The organism is Stenotrophomonas sp. FR010 (assembly GCF_047520755.2).
In the GTDB taxonomy this organism is placed as follows: Bacteria; Pseudomonadota; Gammaproteobacteria; order Xanthomonadales; family Xanthomonadaceae; genus Stenotrophomonas; species Stenotrophomonas sepilia.
In genome coordinates this window covers 445,630-467,334 of sequence record NZ_JAXBQT020000001.1, presented here as the reverse complement: position 1 = coordinate 467,334, position 21,705 = coordinate 445,630, and the positions used below count along the sequence as shown (strand labels likewise).

Genomic DNA, 21,705 nt, shown 5'->3' with positions numbered 1-21,705 from the left:
CCGGCCCAGCCGCTGGCGGCTGTGCGTTCGGGCGCTTGCGAAGCAGTGCTTCGCAAGCAAAGCGCCCTCACCCATGTAAGCTCGGTCGCCGCATCCATGCGGCTCACGCCCCCTCAACCGGACCCACCCCGCCTTCGACAGTTCTCCGCGAGCTGTCGGAATGGCAATGGGGTCAGATCCGTTTTCCTTCGGAAAACGGATCTGACCCCCAGTTTGAATTTCGATATCTGACAGAGACTCATCCACGCATGGCGTGGATCTACCAGCCGTCACCGGGAATCTGTCGGGGGTGGGGCGGTGTGGGTTGGCAGGACCGTTGGCGCCATGGATGGCGCCATCGAGCCCCCATGGTGAAGTGACCCCAGAGACTTGGACGGGGTCACTTCAGGGACGGGTTTACGGCGTGTCCTGCCCACCCACACCGGCCCGCCCAACAAGCAGAAGGCCAGAGCCGCTCTGGCTCTGGCCTTTGATGTTGCTCTGGCTTGAAGCATCTGCGGGTGCAGGGGCGCAGCCCTGCCGACCAACCCTCAATGCAGCAGGGCAGCCACCGCGGCGCGGAAGCCGTCCTGGGCCTGCCCGGAGTCGGGTGCGTAATGCAGCTGGCGCACGGCCCGGCCCAACCGGGCCGCCCCCACGAAGCCACAGCTCGCCTGCAGCCGATGCAACTGGCTGCGCAACTGGCGCTCGTCGTGCTGGTCCACCGCCTGCTCGACCGCGTCGCGCACGCCCGGCAACTCGGCCAGGAACAGTTCGCGCAGTGCGATCAGGTGGTTGCGCTGGCCATTGAGCGCTGCCAGGGCTGCGGTCTCGTCCCAGTCCTGTACGGCCAGTTCGACCGCGGCCGGGGCCTGTGCCACGAAGATCCCCGCCGGGCTGTTGACCAGCGCTCGGCGCACGGCCTTCAGCAGCTGGTCGCGGCCCAGTGGCTTGACCAGCGTGTCGCTGAAACCAGCTTCGCGCAGGCGGGCGTGAATGGAGGCATCGCCGTCGGCGGTATGTGCCAGCGCCGGCGTGTCGGGATGTGAACGGCGCAACTCACGCAACAGCTGCGCGCCATTGCCGTCCGGCAGGTTGACGTCGATCAGCCACAGGTCATGCGAGCCGGGCTCGGCACTGGCCAGGGCACTGGCCAGCGAATCTGCGGTGTCCACATCCGCCGGTAACGTTTCCAACGCCGCCTTGAAAAAACCGCGGCTGATGATGTCGTCCTCGACAAGCAGGAAGCGGGGCCGTGCGGCCCGCGGGGTCATCTGCATCAGGGCTGCCTCCATGTCAGCTGTCCCAATCATCATGCACGACGGCCACGGGCGCAAGCGGGTCCGGGCCCCATCAGTCAGGATCTGCGACAATACGCCCCCATTTTTGCCCGCAGCCTGTTGCCACGTGGCCCGATCCCGCTCCCGCACCGACCGTACCCCGTTCCAGACCGAGATCCTCGACCTCAGCCATGATGGTCGCGGTGTCGCCCGCCGTGAAGGCGAGGGCGGCAAGGTTACCTTCGTCAGCGGCGCCCTGCCCGGTGAGGTGGTGATGGCCGAACAGACAGCCCGCAGCCGCCATTTCGACGAGGCGCGCACGCTGGAGGTGCTGCAGGCCTCGCCGCAGCGGGTGACCCCCAAGTGCCCCCATTTCGGCACCTGTGCCGGCTGCGTACTGCAGCACCTGGACGAGGCCCAGCAGATCGTCGCCAAGCAGCGCGTGCTGATGGACAACCTGGAGCGGATCGGCCATGTGAAGCCGGGCACCGTGCTGCCGCCGCTGGTCGGCGAGAGCTGGGGTTACCGCCGCAAGGGCCGCTTCTCGGTGCGCCGGGTCGAGAAGAAGGACAAGACCCTGGTCGGCTTCCGTGAACAGGATCCGCGTTTCGTCGCCGACCTCAGCCAATGCCTGACGGTGATTCCGGAAATCGGCACCCAGGTCGAGGCGCTGTCCACCTTCATTGAAACGCTCGATGGCAAGCGCGACATCCCGCAGATCGAGTTCATCGCCGGTGACCAGGCGGTGGTGCTGACCGTGCGCCACCTGCAACCGCTCAGCGATGCGGACCGCGCGGCCTGGGCTGCCTTCGGCCAGCAGCATGGGTTCGTGATCTACCTGCAGTCCGGCGGCGTGGACACCGTGCAGCCGCTGGACGGGCAGGGCGTGCCGCTGTCGTTCCGGCTGGCGCCGTGGGATGTCGAGCTGGCGTTCCGCCCGTTGGATTTCATCCAGGTCAACGCCAAGCTCAACGAGAAGATGATCGCCCACGCCCTGGACCTGCTGCAGCCGGGTAAGGACGAGCGCGTGCTGGACCTGTTCTGCGGCCTGGGCAACTTCACCCTGCCGTTGGCCCGCCGTGTGCGTGAAGTGGTGGGTGTGGAAGGCGATGCCGGCCTCGTCGCGCGTGCGCGTGAGAACGCCGAGCGCAACGGCCTAGCGAACGCGCAGTTCTTCAGCGCCGACCTGACCCAGGACCAGCGCAGCACGGCGTGGATGCGCCAGGGCTTCGACAAGCTGCTGCTGGATCCGCCGCGCTCGGGCGCGATCGAAGTGCTGCAGCAGCTGCCGCTGAAGCAGTTCAAGCGCATCGTCTACGTCAGCTGCCACCCGGGCTCGCTGGCGCGCGATGCCGGCTATCTGGTCAACGAACAGGGCTTTACCCTGGTCAGCGCCGGTGCCATGGACATGTTCCCGCACACCGCGCACGTGGAAAGCATCGCGGTATTCGAAAAGCGCTGAGCAGCTGTCATCACCCGTGGCGCATAATTGCGCCATGGGCATCGAAATCGAACGCAAATTCCTGGTCAGCAGCGATGGCTGGCGCACCGCCGCGCATCGGGTGATCCCGATGGCGCAGGGCTACATCAACGACATGGGCGCGCTCGACCGCGGCACCCAGAACGCCTCGGTGCGCGTGCGCATCGAAGGCGACCACGCCGCGCTGAACCTGAAGTCGCGCACCCTCGGCCACACCCGGCAGGAGTTCGACTACCCGATCCCCGTGGAGGACGCGCGCGCACTGCTGGCGCTGTGTGTCGGCGGCCTGATCGACAAGCGCCGCCATCTGGTCGAACACGCCGGCCTGACCTGGGAAGTGGACGAGTTCCTCGGTGACAACGCCGGCCTGGTGGTGGCCGAAGTCGAGCTGGAAAGCGCGGACCAGGCCATCGACCTGCCGGACTGGGTCGGCGCCGAAGTGACCGATGACGCCCGCTACTACAACGTTGCCCTGGCCAGCCGCCCGTATTCACAGTGGTGAGCCCCCAAAAAGGGGACGGAGGGGATTAAGTCGGCTTTACCCCGGCTGTGCGGAAAGCGACTTAATCCCCTCCGTCCCCTTTTATCGAGGAAGGCGGTCCCCATGTCGTTCGGATGAGAATCGACATCTACTCCGACGTGGTCTGCCCCTGGTGCTGGATCGGCAAGCATCGTTTCCAGCAGGGCGTGCAGTTGCTGGGTCTGAACGCGCCTGACCTCGATATCCACTGGCAGCCGTTCCAGCTGGACCCGGATGCGGACGACACCCCGGTGCCGCTGCGCGAGGCCTATGCGCGCAAGTTCGGGGGCGTCGAGCGCACCGAGCAGATCCTCGGCCAGACCCAGACCACCGCGCGCGCGGAGGGGCTGCCGATGGATTTCAACCAGGGCCAGGTGCGGGTGACCACGCTGCCGGCGCATCGGGTGTTGTGGCTGGCCGGCCAGCATGGCGTGCAGGATGCGGTGGGTGAATCGCTGTTCCGCGCCCACTTCGAGCATGGCCAGAACCTGGCTGACAACGCTGTGCTGGTGAAGGCCGGCGTGGCGGGCGGCCTGGACGGTGGCGAAATCGCGCAGATGCTGGCCTCCGACCGCGGGCTGGCCGAGGTCGAAGCCAAGCTGGCGCAGGCCCATGCACTGGGCATTTCTTCGGTGCCGACCTTCGTCATCGATGGGAAGTGGGCGATTTCCGGGGCCCAACCACCCGAGGCGTTCGCCCAGGCCCTGCAGCAGATCGCGGCCGAACAGGGCGCCCCGGCCACCCCGGCTGACGGCGACGAGGCCTGCGGCCCGGACGGCTGCAAGGTCTGACCGGCTCCTCAAAAGGGGACGGAGGGGATTAAGACGTATCCAGCCTCTTGGGGCCGATTGCGCCTTAATCCCCTCCGTCCCCTTTTTCTGACCACTGCGCCTGTCGGCCGGTTCTGCGACAATGCGGCATTGCGCCATGCGGGCGCGCGTTGTGGAGATCGACCATGCTGCTGATCGGCGTTGCCGGCACCGAACTGACCGCCCAGGAACGTGACTGGCTGCAGCACGACGCCGTGGCCGGAGTGGTGCTGTTCAAGCGCAACTTCGCCTCGCGCCAGCAGGTGACCGATCTGAGCGCGGCCATCCGTACCGCTGCCCCGCGCCCGCAGCTGATCTGCGTGGACCAGGAGGGCGGCCGCGTACAGCGCTTCCGCGAGGGTTACAGCGATCTTCCGCCGCTGCAGGACATTGGTGCCCTGTATGCCACCGACCCGCAGCAGGCCCTGGCGCTGGCCGAGCAGCACGCCTGGCTGATGGCCAGTGAAGTCCGCGCCAGCGGCCTGGATCTCAGCTTCGCCCCGGTGGTCGACCTTGGTCGCGGCAACCGCGCCATCGGCAACCGCGCCTTCAGTGAAGACCCGCAGGTCGTGGCCGCGTTCACCGCAGCCTATGTGCGCGGCATGCACGCGGTCGGCATGGCTGCCACGCTCAAGCATTTCCCTGGCCACGGCACCGTGCTGGAAGACACCCACGTGGATACCGCGATCGATCCACGCGCACTGGCCGAACTGCGCGCGCAGGACCTGGTGCCGTTCCAGGCCGGCATCGCCGCCGGTGCCGATGCGGTGATGATGGCGCACGTGATCTATCCGCAGGTGGCACCGGAGCCCGCCGGCTATTCCCCACGCTGGATCCAGGACATCCTGCGCGGCGAACTCGGCTTCCGCGGCGTGGTGTTCTCCGATGACATCGGCATGGCCGCCTCGCACAGCGCCGGCGGCGTGCCGGCGCGCGTGCACGCGCACCTGGACGCCGGTTGCGACGTGGTGCTGGTCTGCCATCCGGAACTGGTCGATGAAGCCCTGCATGCGGTGCAGGGACGCTCCCTCAATACTGCTGCGCTGCTGGGCCTGCTCGGCCGCGGCGCGCTCGGCTGGGACGGCCTGCTGGCCGATGCCCGCCATGGCGACACCCAATCCCGTCTGCTTGAAACCCTTGGAAGAACCGTCTGATGCCCAACCTCACCATTTCCCAGGCCCTGGCCCAGGCTGACCTGCTGGTCGACCGCCCCACCATCGACAAGGCCATCGCTGCTATCGCCGACGCCATCGCGCGCGATTACAAGGGCGAGGTGCCGTTGTTCCTGTCGATCATGCATGGTGCGCTGCCGTTCGCCGGCCAGCTGGCGCTGGAACTGGGCGCGCGCGGCCAGGACGTGCAGTTCGATTACCTGCACGCCACCCGCTACCGCGGCGAAACCACCGGCGGTGACCTGGTCTGGAAGCACAAGCCGGCCACCTCGCTGTTCGGCCGCCGCGTGCTGCTGGTCGACGACATCCTCGACGAGGGCTACACCCTGCAGGGCGTTCGCACCTGGTGCCTGGAACAGGGCGCGACCGATGTGCGCATCGCTGCGATGACCGTGAAGAAGCACGACCGTGCGCTGCCTGACGTGACCGCCGATTACGCGGGCATCGAGCTGCCGGACCGCTACGTGTTCGGCTTCGGCATGGACGTCAACGAGACCCTGCGCTGCGTGCCGGCCATCTACGCGATGAAGGAATAACGGCGCAGCCGCCCGCGGCGCGTCTTCTTCTGCCGCCGGCATCCTCGGGTGCCGGCGTTCGTCTTTTCATGGAGTGCTTCGAATGCAACAGATCGCCCTGGCCGTGATCGGCGGTACCGGTGTCTACAACCTGGCCAAGCTTGACGACGTGCAGACCCACGAGGTCGACACCCGCTTCGGCCGCCCATCGGGCCCGGTGCGCGTGGGCAAGCTGCTCGGCCATCGCGTGGCGTTCCTGGCGCGGCATGGCGAGGGGCATTCGCTGCCGCCGCACAAGATCAACTACCGAGCCAACCTGGCTGCGCTGCAGCAGCTGGGCGCGCAGCGGGTGCTGGCATTGAACACGGTGGGTGGCATCACCGAGAACTTCGGTCCGCGCGTGCTCGCCTGCCCGGACCAGATCATCGACTACACCTGGGGCCGCATCAGCACGATCTGTGAAGAAGAAGGCTCCGACGTGGTCCACGTCGATTTCGGCCATCCGTACACGCCGATGCTGCGCAGCAAGATCCTGGCGGCAGCCAAAGTGACCGGTGTCACGGTCCATGACGGTGGCTGTTATGGCGCAACGCAGGGCCCGCGCTTGGAAACGATCGCCGAAATCGCCCGCATGCGTCGCGACGGTTGCGATCTAGTGGGCATGACCGGCATGCCGGAAGCCGCACTGGCGCGGGAGCTGGGCCTGGATTATGCCTGCCTGGCGATCATCGCCAACTGGGCCGCCGGCTGCGGTGATGGCGAGGAGATTACGATGGCCGAAGTGCTGGCCAATGTGCAGGCGGCCAGCAACGGACTTCCGGAACTGGTGGGCGAATTGGCGCGGGGGTGATTGTCTTCCCCGAGCAAGCTTTGCATACTCAGCTTGTGCGCGGGTTCAGCGTACACCACCCATTCATTGCATAAGGTCTCGCATCACCATGCCGAACGGTACCGTCAAGTGGTTCAACGACGCCAAGGGATTTGGCTTCATCTCGCCGGAGGATGGCAGCGCCGACGTGTTCGCGCACTTCTCCGCCATCAACTCCAAGGGCTTCCGCAGCCTGCAGGAAGGCCAGCGTGTCACCTATGACGTGACCCAGGGCCCGAAGGGCGCCCAGGCTTCGAACATCACGCCGGCCGAGTGATCCACTCGACAGTGCGTTGAAAACCCCGCTCCGGCGGGGTTTTTTTTTGCGCTGCGACAAGAATTGCGCTGCCGTGGGCGGGGCCCCGCTGGGCATCCGGATTTGCGCTCGGGCACAATGCGCCCATGAAGGAACGACTGCGCATCGCCGTGATCGGCTACGGCACCGCTGGACAGGCATTGTCCATCCTGCTCTCCCGTGATGGCCACGAGGTGGAGATCTTCGAACGTGTGCCCACGCCGGGACCGGTTGGCGCCGGTTTCCTGCTGCAGCCCAGCGGCCTGCAGGTGCTGTGGCAGATGGGCCTGCTTGACGCCGTGCGCGCGCATGCCGCGCCGGTGCATCGCCTGTACGGCGATACGCCGTGCGAACGCGCAGTGATGGACATGCGCTACGCCGGCCTGGACGCGCGCCTGCACGGCCTTGGCATGCAGCGCGGCGCCCTGTTCTCGTTGCTGGATGATGCGCGTGCTGGTGCGGGCCAGCTGCATGCCGGCGTAAGCATCGCTGCAGTGGATGCCGAGCAGGGCCGCCTGCGTGACAGCGAAGGGCGCCTGCACGGTGCGTTCGACCTGGTGGTGGCCGCCGATGGTGCGGCCTCGACGCTGCGCGGCACGATCAAAGACGGCAACGGACTGGATCGCGTGTATCCGTGGGGTGCGCTGTGGTGCCTGTTGCCGGCCGAAGACTGGCCACACCTGCAGGAGCTGCGGCAGCGCTACGTGGCCGCACGCAAGATGATCGGGCTGTTGCCGGTCGGTACGCGGCCCGGTGATGACACGCCGCGCCTGAGCTTTTTCTGGAGCCTGCCACGCGCCGATTTCGAACGTTGGCAGGCCGACGGCATGACGCCCTGGCTGGACGAACTGCATGCGCTGTGGCCGCAGGCCAGTGCACGCTTCGCGCATCTGCGTGACGCCGGCCAGCTGGCACGGGCCGTCTACCGCGACGCGGTGATGACGCGCTGGCATCACGGCCGCATGGTGCTGGCCGGCGATGCCGCGCATGCGATGAGCCCACAGCTGGGCCAGGGCGTGAACATGGCGCTGCTCGATGCGCTGGCGCTGCGCGATGCCTTGCGCGCGCATGGTGGCGGTGCCGCGGCATTGCAGGCCTACCAGGCGCAGCGCAGGGCACACGTTGCGGTCTACCAGCGCTGGAGCCGTTGGCTGACGCCGCTGTTCCAGTCCGATCGCGATGCCTGGGCCAAAGCGCGCGACGTGCTGCTCGGCCCGATGGGGCGCCTGCCGGGTGGACGTGGTCACATGCTGCGTGTGCTCAGCGGTACCCAGCATGGCTGGTTCGGTTCGCTCGCGCTGGATCCTGCTTTCGTCGACGCGCTGGCCACTGCGGCGCAGGTGCCTCGCATCAACGCGATCACAGCCACTGCGTGAAACGCGTCGTCACGTGAATTAACGGTTGCCTCACTGCGCATATGCGAGAAGTAGGTTGCACGCGATTACGCGTCGCCCGTTTTCCTTTCCGTGATCAACATCGCGCGTGGCCCGGGAGGCGCTGCCGTCGCGGCCTGTTGCGGCCCGGATGTGCCGCCTGTTGTCGAAGAGGAGGATGCCATGTTGTTCGCGGTCGAGGAGCTGGAATCGGAAATCTGCAAGCTGCGCGGTCTGTTGCAGATGCTGCACGAGGACCAGCCCGACGTACTGGAGGACGTGTTCGAGTTTCATGTCGGCAGCCTGATCAGTCATGCGTCGCCGGAGCACCACACGCGCATCCGCACCTGCGCGCAGGAGATGCTGGCGGCGATCCAGGCCTTGCCGCGGCGACGGGAAGAGGACACGCCTGAGTTCCAGCTGATGCCGCAGCTGGATATCCGTCCGGCCTGATTCAAGCCAGGGGCAGTGCCACCAGGCCGTTGTCCACGCAGGCGACCATCTGTTCGCCGGCAGCGGGAACAGGAACGATTCCGGCGGTGAACGCGGAGAAGGCCGGCAGGAGTGTCATCCTGTCACGCAGCCAGAATGCGGGGAAGCGCCGCCGCAACGGAGGCAAAGCGATCTGTGGATGCAGATGCCCGGCGATCACATGCAGCTCCGCATCGGGCACCGGCTCATGCCGAAGCAGGAACGGTGGCAACCGTACTTCGTCGTGGATCTGCACCTGCAGCTCGGCACGCGGCAGCTGCCGGTCATGATTTCCGCGCAGGACATGCACGTCCAGTGCGGCATTGCGTTCGCGCCATCCCAGCCATTGCTGGTACCACGCAGCACGATGCGCCGGGCCGTGCAGGATGTCGCCCAGGATCCACACCTCGCGGCAGGCACGCGCGTCCAGCAGCCCCTGCAGGCGTTGCAGGTCCTTGCCGGTACCGCCGCTGGGCAGCGCGATGCCTGCGCGGCGGAATACATCGGCCTTGCCCAGGTGCAGGTCGGCGAGCAGCAGTGCCTGCCGCGCGGGCCAGTAGAGTGCACGCGCGCCAAGCAGAACCAGCGACTCGCCTGCGCGCGGCAGTGGCAGTTCATCGGCCATGCCGACGCTCCAGCTGCTGGGCCGCGCGTTGTACCCGGGTACGCCAGTCTTCGTTGCTGAACTGCCCGCGCAGGCGTTCGGCCCACAGCGGGAAACCCAACGGCGTGAGTGACGCCGGGCGCTGCACCGAGAGGGTCTGCATCCGAATCCTGGCCAGTACCTGTTGCAGCCCCGGCATGTCGAGGCTGTCATTCAGCACTTCCTGTTCCGCCAGCGCCAGCAGCAGGTGATCCGGGTCGTGCTCGCGCAGTACGTCGTAGAGCAGTCCCGCGGATGCCTGCAGCTGGCGCAGTGCCCGTGGCATGCCACCGGGCAGGCTGGGGACCAGCAGGCCGGCGACGCGTGCGATGCCGCGGAACTGGCGACGCGCCAGCTCGCCCAGGTTCACCGCAGCACGCAGATCATCCAGCAGCTGATCGGTGGAGAACAGCGCCCGCCATTGCGCCGCATCCAGATCGATGGCCTGTGCCGGTGCCAGCACCAGGCCGTGATCGTTCACTGCATAGCCGATGCTGTTGCGCTGCCGGCGGGTACAGCGCAGCGCCAGCAGGGCGGCCAGCGCCTCATGCACGTGGCGGCCGGCAAAGGGATAGACGAACAGGAACTGGCCTTCGCGACGACGCACATTCTCCACCAGCAGATGGGCTGGGCCGGGAAGCGCCGACAACCGCTGCTGCAGTGCCAGCAGGGGTGACAGCCAGCGTGACTCGGCGCTGTCGTCAGCACCGGACAGTACCCACTCCAGCTCGCGGCCCAGCGGCATCGACAGCGGCAACTGGCCGCCCTGCCAGCGCGGCACGATCCCCTCACCACGTCCTCGTGCCAACCGGACGAAGGCAGTCATGTCGCGCAGCTGCACCAGCTCCAGCAGGCGCCCGGCGAACTGGAAGCGGTCGCCACGGCGCAGGCGGCTGGCGAACTGTTCCTCCACGGCGCCCAGGCTGCCGCCGCGCAGGAACTGCACGCGCACGCTGCCATCGCTGCTGATGGTGCCGATCGACAGCCGATGACGCAGCGCCTGGCGACGGTCGTGCATGCGGTATCACCCATCGGCATCACGCTCGACCTTGTGGAAATCGGGGTACTGGGCCAGCGCTTGGCCACCCTGCACGACGAATGTGAGCACGGCCTGCCACTGGTCGTCGCCGAGCGACGCGAAGGCATGGGTACGCCGCACCTGCGCCAGCAGGTCGGCGCTGTCGAAGCCGCCCGCCAGGGCGCGGCTGACCGCATGCTGGGCCAGCACATCCAGCGGCAGCGTCGGCGGCCTGCGCGCTTCGACCACGTTCCCGGCCAACGCACGGCGCACGGCGGCGTACTCGGCCAGTTCCAGCGCATGGCTGGGCACGCACAGGATGGAACCGCTGGCACCCGGGCGGTGCCGTGCGCGTCCGGCGCGCTGGCGCAGGCGCGCCACGCCCTTCGGGCTGCCCAGCTGCAGTACCTGCTCAACCTCGGGGAAGTCGACGCCGAGGTCGAGGCTGGAGGTGGCAACCACGCAGCGCAGCGCGCCCGCGCGCAGGCCATCCTCCACCTGCTGGCGCAGCACCGGGTCCAGCGAGCCGTGGTGCAGCGCAAGCGTGTCCGGTTCTTCCGGCCAGACTGCGGCCAGCGCCTGATGCCACAATTCAGCTTGCGCGCGCGTATTGGTGAACAGCAGGCTGCTGCGTGCCTGCATCAGTGCATCCAGCACGCGTGGCAGCTGCGCCAGGCCCAGATGCCCGGCCCAGGGGAAATGTTCGCCAGGGTCCGGCAGCACGCTGCGCACGCTCAGTGGGCGCGGCCGTACGCCCTGCACGATCGGTGCTTCCGGTCGCCCGGGCAGCAGCACGTCGCGCGCCTCGTGCAGATTGCCCAGGGTGGCTGACAGTCCCCACAGCTGCGATGCAGGCGCGGCCTGGCGCAACACTGCCAGGTTCAACTGCAGCAGCACACCGCGCTTGTTGCCCAGCAGTTCGTGCCATTCGTCCACCACCATGCAGCGCAGCCGCTGCATGCGCGGCAGCGTATCCGGATAGCTCAGCAGCAGCGCCAGTGATTCCGGCGTGGTCACCAGTACGTCGATGCGGCCCTCGCGCGCCTGGCGCCGCTCGCGGTTGCTGGCGTCACCACTGCGCAGGCCGACACGCCAACCCAGCCCCAGCCCATCGACCACGGTCTGCAGCGCGCGCGCGGTGTCGCTGGCCAACGCGCGCAAGGGGGTCACCCACAGCACCTGCAGCGGGCGGACCGCGCTGGCGCGGCGGGGGGAGGGTGGCGGGTCGATCATGGCCTGCAGCAGCGGCCCGCCGAACATCGCCAGTGTCTTGCCGCTGCCTGTGGGTGTATGCAGCAGCCCGGATTCGCCGGCGAGATAGTGACGCCACATCGCGCGCTGGAACGGCAGTGAGCGCCAGCCTCTGGACGCGAACCAGTCTTCCAGCCGGCGCAGTGCCTGGCTGCGGTTCATCGTGCCAATGCCTGCAGCGTGGCCAGCTGATCGGCTTCGCTGGCGGGCTTGTCGTGGCGCCAGCGCAGGATGCGCGGAAAACGCACGGCGATGCCCGACTTGTGCCGGCTGCTGCGGTTGACCGCCTCGAAGCCCAGCTCGAAGACGTGTTCGGCGCGAACGCTGCGCACCGGGCCGAAGCGCTCGCGGGTGTTGGCGCGGATCCAGCGATCAAGCGCGAGGATTTCCTTGTCATCCAGGCCCGAATAGGCCTTGGCGACCGGTACCAGCGTGTCGCCGTCCCAGACGCCGAAGGTGTAGTCGGTGTACAGCGTGCTGCGCCGCCCATGGCCGGCCTGCGCGTACAGGAGCACCGCATCGATGGTGAGCGGATCGACCTTCCATTTCCACCAGTCACCGCGGCGGCGTCCGACCTGGTAGGGCGAGGCATGCCGTTTCAGCATCAGTCCTTCCACGCCGCGTTCGCGTGCCACGTCGCGCATTGCCGCCGCCTGGAGCCAGTCGTCGGCGTCAACGCCCGGTGAGAGCTGGATCCGTGCATCGTTCAGTGCACCGACGACCTCGGCGAGACGCGCGCGCCGCTGCTGCAGCGGACGTTCGCGCAGGTCTACGCCATCGAGTTCAAGCAGGTCATAGGCGAGCACCCGCACCGGCGTGTTGCGCAGGGTGGCCGCACCGGGTTTTCGGCGCTGGATGCGCGTCTGCAGCGCAGTGAAGGCACGCGGCAGGTCCGCGGCTTCGTCCCAGGCCAGCAGCTCGCCGTCCAGCACGCAGCCATCGGGAAGCGGCATCGCTGCCTGTTCGATCTCGGGGAAGCGGCCATCCAGCCGCTCTTCGCCGCGTGACCACAAGGCGACCTCGCCGCGCCGGCGCAGCAGCTGCAGGCGGATGCCATCCCACTTCCATTCCAGCAGCCAGTCATCGATCGGGCCGAGTCGTTCGGCAGGGGATCCCTCCAGTGGCGTGGCCAGGAAGAACGGATAGGGCTGCTGCCGGTCCAGCGGCAGCTCATCCGGCGACAGCAGCTGGGTCAGCAGCCCGGGCGAGGGCAACCACTCGCCCAGCATGCGCTGGGCGATGCGTGCGATGTCCAGGCCGGACCACTCGGCCAGCGCCTGCTGCACCAGTCGCTGCGACACGCCAACGCGCAGGGCGCCGGTCAGCAGCTTGTTGAATACCAGGCGTTCGCCGCTGCACAGTTGCTGCCAGCCGGCGACGATCGCCGCGCGACGCACCGCCTCGGGTTGGTTGGCGACCGCCAGCAGGTGCTGTTCGATCCATTCGGCCAGGGGCCGGTCAGGCGAGGGGTGTGGTGGGTCGTCCAACAGCAGGGTCAGCGTTTCGGCCAGGTCACCCACCTGCGCATAGCTGTCTTCCACCAGCCACGGTGGCAACCCTGATTGCTCGGCGATCCACGCGCGCAGTTCGCCACTGGCGGCGATCTTCCTGCGCGCGCCACCCACCTTGCCACCACTGAGCAGGTACAGCGCCCACGCCGCATCGTGTGCGCCTGCCTGGCGGAAGTAGTCGACCAGCGCTGCGCGCTTGTCCAGCGTGGCAGTGCTGCGGTCCAGGCGTTGGTAGAGCGCTGCGAAGGACTTCATTCCTCGCTCCCGAAATCGGTACGGAAGGCTTCGGCAGCCACGCCGCGCTCGCGCAGGAACGGAATCAACGCATCGGTATTGCCATGGGTGGCGATCACCCGCTGCGCGCCGGTCTGTTGGATCGTTTGCAGCAGTGCTGGCCAATCGGCGTGGTCGGAAATGACGAAGCCTCGATCGACGTTGCGGCGGCGACGGTTGCCGCGCAGTTGCATCCAGCCCGAGGCGAAGCCCAGCTGGTGACGGCCGAAGCGGCGCATCCAGGGCGTGCCCGCAGCCGAGGGCGGGGCCAGGATCAACTGGCCGGCGGCATCGGGCTGGCGGCCCTGTTCGGCCACGGTGAGCGTCTCCAGCATCGGTACGCCGGCCTGCCGGTACACCGCCACGCCATTGGCGATGGCGCCATGCAGCCAGGCCGGCCGATCGTCCAGTGGCCGCAGCTCTGCCAGCACCCGCTGTGCCTTGCCCAGCGCATAGCACAGCAGGATCGCAGCCTCGCCGCGTTGTTCGCATTCGCGGCGCCACGCCACGATTTCGGCAGCGACGGCCGAAGTGTCCGGCCAGCGGTAGATCGGCAGGGCGAAGGTGGCTTCGGTGATGAAGGTATCGCAGGGCACCACTTCGAACGGCGCACAGGTTGGGTCAGGCTGCCGCTTGTAGTCGCCGGAGGCGACCCAGACCTGCCGCCCGTCGTCGATGCGCACCTGCGAAGATCCCAGGACGTGACCGGCTGGATGCAGCGATACCTGTACCCGGCCCAGGCGGAACGGCACGCCCTCGACGTGCGCCTGCACCGGAACATCGCCCAGGCGCCAGCGCAGGATCGGCAGGCTGCCTTCGCTGCAGTGGTACTCGCCCATGCCCGGGCGGGCGTGATCCCCGTGGCCATGCGTGATGACCGCGCGCGCTACCGGTCGCCAGGGATCAATGTGGAAATCGCCGGCGGCGCAGTACAGCCCTTCCGGGCGCAGCACCACCAGATCGTCGTTGGCTGCCATGCGATCACTGTGGCCTGCTGCTCGTGCAGACGGTGAGAACCGGCCTGAACACGGGCTTGGCAAGTCATGCGGCACAATCGGACCGCATACCTCTTGCCGCCAGGATGGACCGGATGAGTGGACCAAGCTTCAGCAGTGACGCGCCCTACGAAACCCATGTGGTGTTGAACCAGCCGCCACCGTTCGCGGGGCGCCAGTTGTGGACCGACGACGTGGGGCTGATGGAAGCCGTGCAACGCGAAGGCGCTGGCAGCTTCGCGCCACGCCTGGCGGTCTATGGCGCGCTGGCCGGCGACGAGCTGTACCGGCTCGGCTTCGATGCCAACCGCGATCGCCCACGCCTGCGCACGCATGATGCGCAGGGTCATCGCATCGATACGGTGGAGTTCCACCCGGCCTATCACCAGTTGATGGAGACGGCGAAATCGCACGGTGTCGCCGGCTTGTCCTGGCATGAACCGCAACCCGGCGCGCATGTCGCGCGTGCGGTGTTGAGCTACCTGCACCACCAGGCCGAGGCCGGCACCAGTTGCCCGTTGACGATGACCCATGCAGCAGTAGCGGTGCTGCACACGCAGCCGCATCTGGCCGAGTGGGCACGCAAGGCCGCAGCGCCGGTCTATGACGCGCGCGACGTGCCGGTGGCTGACAAGGCCGGCATCACCCTGGGCATGGGCATGACCGAGAAGCAGGGCGGCTCGGATGTGCGCTCCAACAGTACGCGCGCCGAACCGATCGATGGTGAGCGCTATCGCCTTGTCGGCCACAAGTGGTTCTTTTCCGCACCGATGTGCGATGGCTTCCTGGTGCTGGCGCAGGCGCCGGGAGGACTGACCTGCCTGCTGATGCCGCGCCGGCTGGCCGACGGTGACCGCAACGCATTCCGGTTGATGCGGTTGAAGGACAAGCTTGGCGACTGGGCCAATGCCTCCAGCGAAGTCGAGTTCTGCGGCGCGCAGGCATGGCGGGTGGGCGAGGAGGGGCGTGGCGTGGCCACCATCATCGGCATGGTGATGATGACCCGCCTGGATTGCATGCTGGGCGCAGCGGCGGAAATGCGCATGGCGTTGGCGCAGGCGTTGCACCACGCACGCCATCGCCGCACCTTCGGCAAGCTGCTGGTCGAGCACCCGTTGATGACCAACGTGCTGGCCGACCTGGCACTGGAATCGGAAGCAGCCACGGTGCTGTCGATGCGCATCGCACGTGCGGTGGACCGCGCCGCCGTGGATGCCAACGAGGCCGCGCTGGCGCGACTGGGAACGGCACTGGGCAAGTACTGGCTGTGCAAGCGCGCACCGGCCTTCGTCAACGAAGCGCAGGAATGCCTCGGCGGCGCAGGCTATGTGGAGGAATCGATGCTGCCGCGTCTGTACCGGCAGGCGCCGTTGAATTCGATCTGGGAAGGCAGTGGCAACATCCAGTGCCTGGACGTACTGCGCGCGCTGGCACGTGAACCGGAGGCACTGGCGGCGCTGCGCGCCGAGCTGGCAGCGGTGGCCGATCGTGATGCGCGCTACGCAGCGGCATTGCAGCGTTGGGCAGCGGCACCGGCACCGGATGAGTCGCAGGCGAGGCTTTTCTGCGAGCGCACTGCGCTGCTGCTGCAGGCAGCGTTGATGTTGCGGGCGGGCAGTCCAATGGCTGAAGCGTTCGTGCGCAGCCGGCTGGAAGGGCAGCATGGGCTGGTGTTCGGGACGCTGCCGGCGGGTGTGGATCTGTCGGCAATGCTGGCGCGCGCGCTGCCGTAGGGCGGCCAACGGCGAAGCCCCTCGTGGTGGGCGCTGATACTGATGGGTGGGCCGCGCGGGTAGGTCGCGCTGGGGACGCCGTGAATACGTTCTTGTAGGCTCGGGCGCGCCATCCATGGCGCTTACGCCCCTGCGCAACCTACCCGCGCGTCCTTGGACACTTTCCGTACGCGTCCAGCACGGAATCAACAGAAAGAGCAGAGAGCGAAAAGCAGAAAAGCCGCGGCAGTGCCGCGGCTTTTCCTGTGGCGCCGAGCCGATGCCCGGCTGCCGGTACGCCTTAGTGCTTGGCTTCTTCCTTGGCGGCGTTGGCCTTGGCGTCATTGGCGACATCACGGGCCTTGTCAGCAACCTTCTGTGCGGCGTCCGCAGTGGCGTCGCTGGCATGTGCAGCGGCGTCGGTGGCTGCAACCTTGGCCTTGTCTGCGGCGTTTGCGGTGGCGTCTGCGGCCTTGTCCAGTGCCTGCTGGGTATCGGCCGCGGCCTGCTCGGAAGCGGCAGCGGTCTTGTCGGCAGCGTTGCGGGTGGCTTCGGCGGCCCTGTCCACGGCGTCACGGGCGGCAGCGCCGGCGCTGTCGGCGGCCTGCTGCGCGTCCTGCTTGGCCTGTTCGGCTTCCGGACCCTTGCAGGCGGCCAGGGCCAGCAGCAGGGAGGCGGCCAGCAGCGTGGTGGTGATCGGGCGAATCTTCATGGCGGTCTCCGGTACTGCAATGGATGGGGACGCCAGCCTATTCATGCCGTTGTGAAGACGGGGTCGCGATCCGAGGCGCGCGCAGGCAGCAGGCCAAAGAAAAAGCCGCTGGCGAACCAGCGGCTTTTCCAGAACAGCCTGAAGAAAGAAGTTATTACTTCTTGGCTTCTTCAGCAGCGTCCTTGGCCTGCTCAGCGGTAGCTTCGGCAGCCTTGGCAGCGTCCTTGGCTTCGCCAGCAGCAGCGTCGGTCGCGGCAGCAGCGGTGTTGGCAGCAGCGTCGGTCGCAGCGTCAGCAGCGGTGGCGGCGGTGTTGGCAGCCTGCTGGGCAGCGTCGGCGGTCTGGGCGCCGGCAGCGGCGGCCTGGTCGGCAGCAGCCTGGGCTTCGGTGGCGGCTTCGTTGGCCGAAGCAGCGGCGTCCTGGGCAGCTTCCTGCTTCGAGCAGGCGGCCAGGGCCAGAGCCAGGGACATCGCGACCAGCAGCTTGTTGATGCTCATTGTGTAAATCCTCGTCGTTAGAATTAGGCAACGCGCATGCTGCGCGCCGACAACATGATGACAAGCCAAGATTGGGTGTCAAGCGATCCCGCATTCATTTTTGCGAAATCGTCGTTAAATCTTTTTAAATCAATTCGATGGCGATGGCTGTTGCTTCACCGCCACCGATGCACAGGGTGGCAATGCCGCGCTTGCCACCGCGCGTGCGCAGGGCGTTGACCAAGGTCACCACCAAGCGTGCACCGGAGGCACCGATGGGATGGCCCAGTGCGCAGGCCCCGCCATTCACGTTGAGCTTGTCGTGCGGGATGCCCAGTTCACGCATCGGTGCCATTGCCACCACGGCGAAGGCCTCATTGATTTCGAACAGGTCGATCTGGTCCAGCGACCATCCGGTCTTGGCCAGCAGCGTGCGGATCGCGCCGATCGGGGCGGTGGTGAACCACTCCGGTTCCTGCGAATGGGTGGCGTGGCCGACGATGCGCGCCAGCGGGGTAACGCCACGTGCGTTGGCGTCTTCCTCGGTCAGCAGGACCACCGCAGCGGCGCCGTCGGAGATGCTGGAGGAGCTGGCGGCGGTGACGCTGCCGTCCTTCTTGAAGGCCGGGCGCAGGGTCGGGATCTTGGCGATGTCGGAGCGGCCGGGTTGCTCGTCGGTGGCGACCTCGACCTCACCCTTGCGGGTGGCGACCTTCACCGCGACGATCTCGTCGGCGAATGCCCCATTGGCCTGTGCGGCCTGTGCGCGCTTGACCGATTCGATCGCATAGGCGTCCTGTTCCTCGCGGCTGAACTGGTACTTGTCCACGGCGCATTCGGCGAATTCACCCATGGCCTTGCCGTCGTAGGCGTTGACCAGGCCGTCGTGGGCCATGTGGTCGATCGCCTGGAAGTTGCCGAAGCGGTTGCCGGTACGCGAGTTGGGCAGCAGGTGCGGGGCGTTGGACATCGATTCCATGCCACCGGCAACCACGATGCTGGCCGAACCGGCCTTGATCAGGTCATGGCCGAGCATGATGGTCTTCATGCCCGAGCCGCACACCTTGTTGAGGGTGGTGGCACCGGTCGACAGCGGAATGCCGGCGGCGATCGCCGCCTGGCGGGCGGGCGCCTGGCCGAGGTTGGCCGGCAGCACGCAGCCCATGAGGACTTCAGAGACGCCGCTGGCCGGCACGCCCGACTGTTCCAGGGCGGCCGCGATGGCGGCCGCGCCGAGGGTCGGGGTCGGCACGCCGTTGAACTGGCCGAGGAAGGAGCCGATGGCGGTGCGCTTGGCGGCGGCGATGACGATGTTGGACATGGCAATCTCGTTGATGCGTAAGCAATGTTCGGAAAGGAGACCGAAGACGTTGGAAGCGCCGCGATTTCCCGGCAGACTGCGTGGGGGTCGACCCAAGTATAGAGGGTCGGGGAGGGCCGCCGCTGGGCGGCACCGCACGCCTGCCGGGATGTAGGCAGGCCAACGTTCATGGGAAGGAATCGATGGAACGCACGATGATGGTGAGGTCGGCGCTGGCGTCGGCGCTGGCGATGGCATTGACGGCATGTGGTGGCGGCGGAGGCGGCGGCAATGTCCGCATCGATCCACCCCCGACCACCCCGACGCCCCCGACCACGCCCCCGCCGACCACCCCGCCTCCGGCCAAACCGCAGGAGCCGGCCTTCGACGCGCACCTGTCCGTGACCAATGCGCGTGCCGCACAGGCCGCCGGCCTGACCGGGCAGGGGGTGCGCATCGGCATCGTCGATTCGGGCGTGCAGCGCAACGCAGTGGCGCTGAACGGGCGCGTGGTCGCCAACCTCAACTACATCGACCCCGCCCGCAACAACCTGCAGGTGGACGACGTGGTGGGCCACGGCACGGCGGTGGCCAGCCTGGCCGCGGGTGCTCCGGTGGGGTCCTGGCCGGGCGGCATCGCCCCTGGCGCACAGATCGTTTCGGCGCGGATCATCGCCGACAAGCCGCCCGTCGATGACGGCAGCGGCAAGGGCAATTCCTTCAGCGGCCCACTGGGCGTGGCGCAGGTCCACCAGGACCTGATCAGCTACAACGTGAAGGTGATGAACAATTCGTGGGGCGGCCTGTACTGGACCGACCTGCCGACCACCGCGCAGGTGGCGGCCGAGTACCGGCCGTTCGTCATCAATCATGGCGGCCTGGTGGTGTTCGCGGCCGGCAACGATGCGCGCCCCGAGCCGAGCAGCCTGGCCGCGCTGCCCAGCCAGCTGGGCGTTGCCGGCTCGCTGCCAGCGGCCGATCTGGAGCGCGGCTGGCTGGTGGCCACTGCGGTGGATCCGTATGCACCGGGCACGCTGGCCAGCTACGCCAATGCCTGCGGCCAGGCCGCGCGCTACTGCCTGGCGGCGCCGGGCAGCGCGGTCTATCCCGATGCCAACGGCGGCAGCTATTACTGGAACTACGGCACGTCCTTCGCCGCCCCGCTGATTTCCGGCGCCGCCGCCCTGGTCTGGCAGCGCTACCCGTACTTCGACAACAACCTGGTGCGGCAGACCCTGCTGGGCACCGCCAAGGACATCGGTGCGCCCGGCGTGGATGCGGTGTTCGGCTACGGTCTGCTCGACATCTCGCGGGCGATCAAGGGGCCGGGGCGCTTCGACTGGGGCGATGTGGTGGCCAATGTCGATGCGCCATCGAGTGGCTCGCTGTGGAGCAACGACATCGTCGGCAGCGGTGGCCTGGTCAAGCAGGGCGGGGGAACCCTGGTGCTGGGTGGCAACAACAGCTACAGCGGCGCCACCCGCATCGAGCGCGGCATCCTGTCACTGCAGAACGGCAGCGTGATCCGCTCCAACGTGACGATCCTGGCGCAGCCCGATCCGGATTCGACCGGCCTGCAGTTCAATGGCGGTACGCCGCGCGTGATCGGCAATGTGGTCAACGGCAGCAGCGTGTTGCTGACCACCGGTAGCACCACCGGCACCATCGAGGGCAACTACACCCAGCAGGCCGGCGCGCAGCTGATGATCGCGCTCGGTGCCAATGCGCTGCAGGTCACCGGCAACGCCACGATCAACGGGGGCGTGCGCGTGCACGGCTTCGTCTCCGGCTATGTGCCGCAGAACGGCAGCCGCCAGGACCTGATCCACGCCGCCGGCGGCCTCAGCGGCACCTTCAGCAGCCCGGCCACCTCCAGCGGCCTGCAGGGCCTGTCGCTGCTGCAGAGCAGCTATGGCTATGACAGCAACAACGCTTGGTTGAACCTGACCCAGGTCAGCGTCACGGCGGCAGCGACCGGGCTCACGGCCTCGGCGCAGTCGGCTGCGCAACGCGTGGACAGTGCGTTCAGCGCGCTTGATGGCGATACGACGTTGCAGGGCTCGGCCTTCGGTACGGCCGCCGGTGCGCTGCAGTGGACCGACGGTGGCAGCAAAGGCCTCGAGGCCAGTTTGCAGAGCCTGTCCGGACAGGCGCATGCGCGGGCCGAGTCGGCCACCTTCGACAGCATCGACATGTCACGCCGCGCGATCGCCGAGCGCTTCGATCGCGTGCAGGCGGCGCCGCGCCTGCGCGGGGCCTGGCAGAGCGCGCTCGGCGAAGCCGGGCAGGGCAGTTTCGCCGGCAATGCCACCGACAGCCGTGGTTGGATGGCCGGCCAGGACCTGCCGCTGGGCAGCAATGGGCTGATGGGCGTGGCCTTCGGCGAAACCCGCAGCAATGGTGGCAGCAGCTTCGGCGGTGATCGTGGGCGTGATCGCCAGGCGCAGGCGCAGCTGTACGCCGGCTGGAACCTGGGCCGGGGCTATGCGCTGGCGCAGGTCGGCAGCGGCCAGTTCACCCGGGCGCTGGATCGCCAGTTGCTGTTGGGCGCCAGCGCCTACGGTGTCTCTGCACGTTACGGCGGACGTTTCAGCAGTGCCAGTGTCGAAGGCGGCTATCGCTTCGGCAACGCGGGTGCGTCGTTGACACCGTATCTGGGCGCCAGCACGACGCGCGTGGATACCGATGCCTTCAACGAACTGGGCGGGTTCGGCTTCGGCCTGCGTGGCGATGCCAACCGCGTACAGCGCAGCCAGATGCTGGCCGGTATCCGCGGCGAACGCGGCTGGGGGCGCTGGACCCTGCGCGGGCATGCCGAATGGCAGCAGCGGCTCGATGGTGCCGATGCGGACTGGCAGGCCAGTTTCGTCGGCGTTGATGCATGGGCGCCACTGGCGGGCTGGAACGCCCCGCGCGGCAGTGCGCTGTTCGGCGTGGCGCTGGAGTCGTGGTGGGGCCGCAACGGCCGCCTGAGTCTGGGCTTCGACCAGCGCGTCGGCGGCGAAGGCGCACGCCAGGCGGCGTTGCGCTACAGCACCGGCTTCTGAACGGGA

Annotated in this window: 18 protein-coding genes and 1 pseudogene; 11 read left to right on the top strand and 8 right to left on the bottom strand. The window is 67.8% G+C overall.

Annotation, left to right across the window (positions count from 1 at the left end; genetic code table 11):
• Nucleotides 1-530: 530 nt before the first annotated feature.
• The gene (locus tag ACM0PK_RS02175) at nt 531-1,259 is read right to left on the bottom strand and encodes a response regulator (protein ID WP_111200708.1); all 729 of its coding nucleotides are present in this window, start codon (nt 1,257-1,259) and stop codon (nt 531-533) included.
• Between the two features lie 127 nt (nt 1,260-1,386).
• Between ACM0PK_RS02175 and rlmD the strand changes: the two genes are divergently transcribed.
• The 9 genes from rlmD to ACM0PK_RS02130 all read left to right on the top strand — a co-directional run bounded on the left by rlmD (nt 1,387) and on the right by ACM0PK_RS02130 (nt 8,744).
• Nucleotides 1,387-2,721, top strand: coding sequence for a 23S rRNA (uracil(1939)-C(5))-methyltransferase RlmD (gene rlmD, locus ACM0PK_RS02170; protein WP_088496755.1), 1,335 nt, complete (start codon nt 1,387-1,389; stop codon nt 2,719-2,721).
• A 34-nt stretch (nt 2,722-2,755) separates the two neighbouring features.
• Complete coding sequence (locus ACM0PK_RS02165; protein WP_053500339.1) at nt 2,756-3,241, top strand: CYTH domain-containing protein; 486 nt, start codon at nt 2,756-2,758, stop codon at nt 3,239-3,241.
• Nucleotides 3,242-3,354: 113 nt separating this feature from the next.
• Complete coding sequence (locus tag ACM0PK_RS02160; protein ID WP_227838266.1) at nt 3,355-4,050, top strand: DsbA family oxidoreductase; 696 nt, start codon at nt 3,355-3,357, stop codon at nt 4,048-4,050.
• A gap of 164 nt (nt 4,051-4,214) precedes the next feature.
• Nucleotides 4,215-5,222 carry a beta-N-acetylhexosaminidase gene (gene nagZ / locus ACM0PK_RS02155; RefSeq protein WP_414607976.1) on the top strand — a complete coding sequence of 336 codons (1,008 nt, stop codon included), beginning with the start codon at nt 4,215-4,217 and terminating at the stop codon, nt 5,220-5,222.
• Nucleotides 5,222-5,776 carry a hypoxanthine-guanine phosphoribosyltransferase gene (locus ACM0PK_RS02150; protein ID WP_005418223.1) on the top strand — a complete coding sequence of 185 codons (555 nt, stop codon included), beginning with the start codon at nt 5,222-5,224 and terminating at the stop codon, nt 5,774-5,776. The genes nagZ and ACM0PK_RS02150 overlap by 1 nt, the downstream gene beginning before the upstream one ends.
• Before the next feature lie 82 nt (nt 5,777-5,858).
• Complete coding sequence (locus ACM0PK_RS02145) at nt 5,859-6,605, top strand: S-methyl-5'-thioinosine phosphorylase (RefSeq protein WP_414607975.1); 747 nt, start codon at nt 5,859-5,861, stop codon at nt 6,603-6,605.
• Nucleotides 6,606-6,693: 88 nt separating this feature from the next.
• Nucleotides 6,694-6,900 carry a cold-shock protein gene (locus ACM0PK_RS02140; RefSeq protein WP_005410590.1) on the top strand — a complete coding sequence of 69 codons (207 nt, stop codon included), beginning with the start codon at nt 6,694-6,696 and terminating at the stop codon, nt 6,898-6,900.
• A gap of 125 nt (nt 6,901-7,025) precedes the next feature.
• Complete coding sequence (locus ACM0PK_RS02135; protein WP_164263716.1) at nt 7,026-8,294, top strand: FAD-dependent oxidoreductase; 1,269 nt, start codon at nt 7,026-7,028, stop codon at nt 8,292-8,294.
• Nucleotides 8,295-8,474: 180 nt separating this feature from the next.
• Nucleotides 8,475-8,744: a hypothetical protein gene (locus ACM0PK_RS02130; protein ID WP_053500349.1), complete on the top strand. Its 270-nt coding sequence runs from the start codon at nt 8,475-8,477 to the stop codon at nt 8,742-8,744.
• A gap of 1 nt (nt 8,745) precedes the next feature.
• On the opposite strand, the gene pdeM is transcribed toward ACM0PK_RS02130, so the two are convergent.
• From pdeM to ACM0PK_RS02110, 4 genes and pseudogenes are all read right to left on the bottom strand, one after another.
• On the bottom strand, nt 8,746-9,387 hold the full coding sequence (gene pdeM, locus ACM0PK_RS02125; RefSeq protein WP_111200707.1) for a ligase-associated DNA damage response endonuclease PdeM: 642 nt from the start codon (nt 9,385-9,387) through the stop codon (nt 8,746-8,748).
• Nucleotides 9,377-11,836: pseudogene (locus tag ACM0PK_RS02120) on the bottom strand (ligase-associated DNA damage response DEXH box helicase). The gene pdeM and the pseudogene ACM0PK_RS02120 overlap by 11 nt, the downstream one beginning before the upstream one ends.
• Nucleotides 11,833-13,440 (bottom strand): ATP-dependent DNA ligase, encoded by a 1,608-nt coding sequence (locus ACM0PK_RS02115; RefSeq protein WP_414607974.1) that lies wholly within the window; start codon nt 13,438-13,440, stop codon nt 11,833-11,835. Before ACM0PK_RS02115 ends, ACM0PK_RS02120 begins: the two are co-directional and overlap by 4 nt.
• Nucleotides 13,437-14,435, bottom strand: a complete 999-nt coding sequence (locus ACM0PK_RS02110; RefSeq protein ID WP_005418210.1) for a ligase-associated DNA damage response exonuclease — start codon at nt 14,433-14,435, stop codon at nt 13,437-13,439. The genes ACM0PK_RS02115 and ACM0PK_RS02110 overlap by 4 nt, the downstream gene beginning before the upstream one ends.
• A 113-nt stretch (nt 14,436-14,548) precedes the next feature.
• Between ACM0PK_RS02110 and ACM0PK_RS02105 the strand changes: the two genes are divergently transcribed.
• On the top strand, nt 14,549-16,186 hold the full coding sequence (locus ACM0PK_RS02105) for an acyl-CoA dehydrogenase family protein (protein ID WP_414607973.1): 1,638 nt from the start codon (nt 14,549-14,551) through the stop codon (nt 16,184-16,186).
• Between the two features lie 280 nt (nt 16,187-16,466).
• Here ACM0PK_RS02105 and ACM0PK_RS02100 read toward each other — a convergent pair whose 3' ends face one another.
• The 3 genes from ACM0PK_RS02100 to ACM0PK_RS02090 all read right to left on the bottom strand — a co-directional run bounded on the left by ACM0PK_RS02100 (nt 16,467) and on the right by ACM0PK_RS02090 (nt 18,673).
• On the bottom strand, nt 16,467-16,877 hold the full coding sequence (locus tag ACM0PK_RS02100; protein WP_005418205.1) for a hypothetical protein: 411 nt from the start codon (nt 16,875-16,877) through the stop codon (nt 16,467-16,469).
• A gap of 154 nt (nt 16,878-17,031) precedes the next feature.
• Nucleotides 17,032-17,373, bottom strand: coding sequence for a hypothetical protein (locus ACM0PK_RS02095; protein ID WP_005418203.1), 342 nt, complete (start codon nt 17,371-17,373; stop codon nt 17,032-17,034).
• Nucleotides 17,374-17,497: 124 nt separating this feature from the next.
• Nucleotides 17,498-18,673, bottom strand: a complete 1,176-nt coding sequence (locus ACM0PK_RS02090) for a thiolase family protein (RefSeq protein WP_414607972.1) — start codon at nt 18,671-18,673, stop codon at nt 17,498-17,500.
• Between the two features lie 182 nt (nt 18,674-18,855).
• On the opposite strand from ACM0PK_RS02090, the gene ACM0PK_RS02085 reads away from it, so the two are divergent.
• Entirely contained in the window at nt 18,856-21,699 is a 2,844-nt protein-coding gene (locus ACM0PK_RS02085; protein WP_414607971.1) for a S8 family serine peptidase, read from the top strand.
• Nucleotides 21,700-21,705 lie beyond the last annotated feature (6 nt).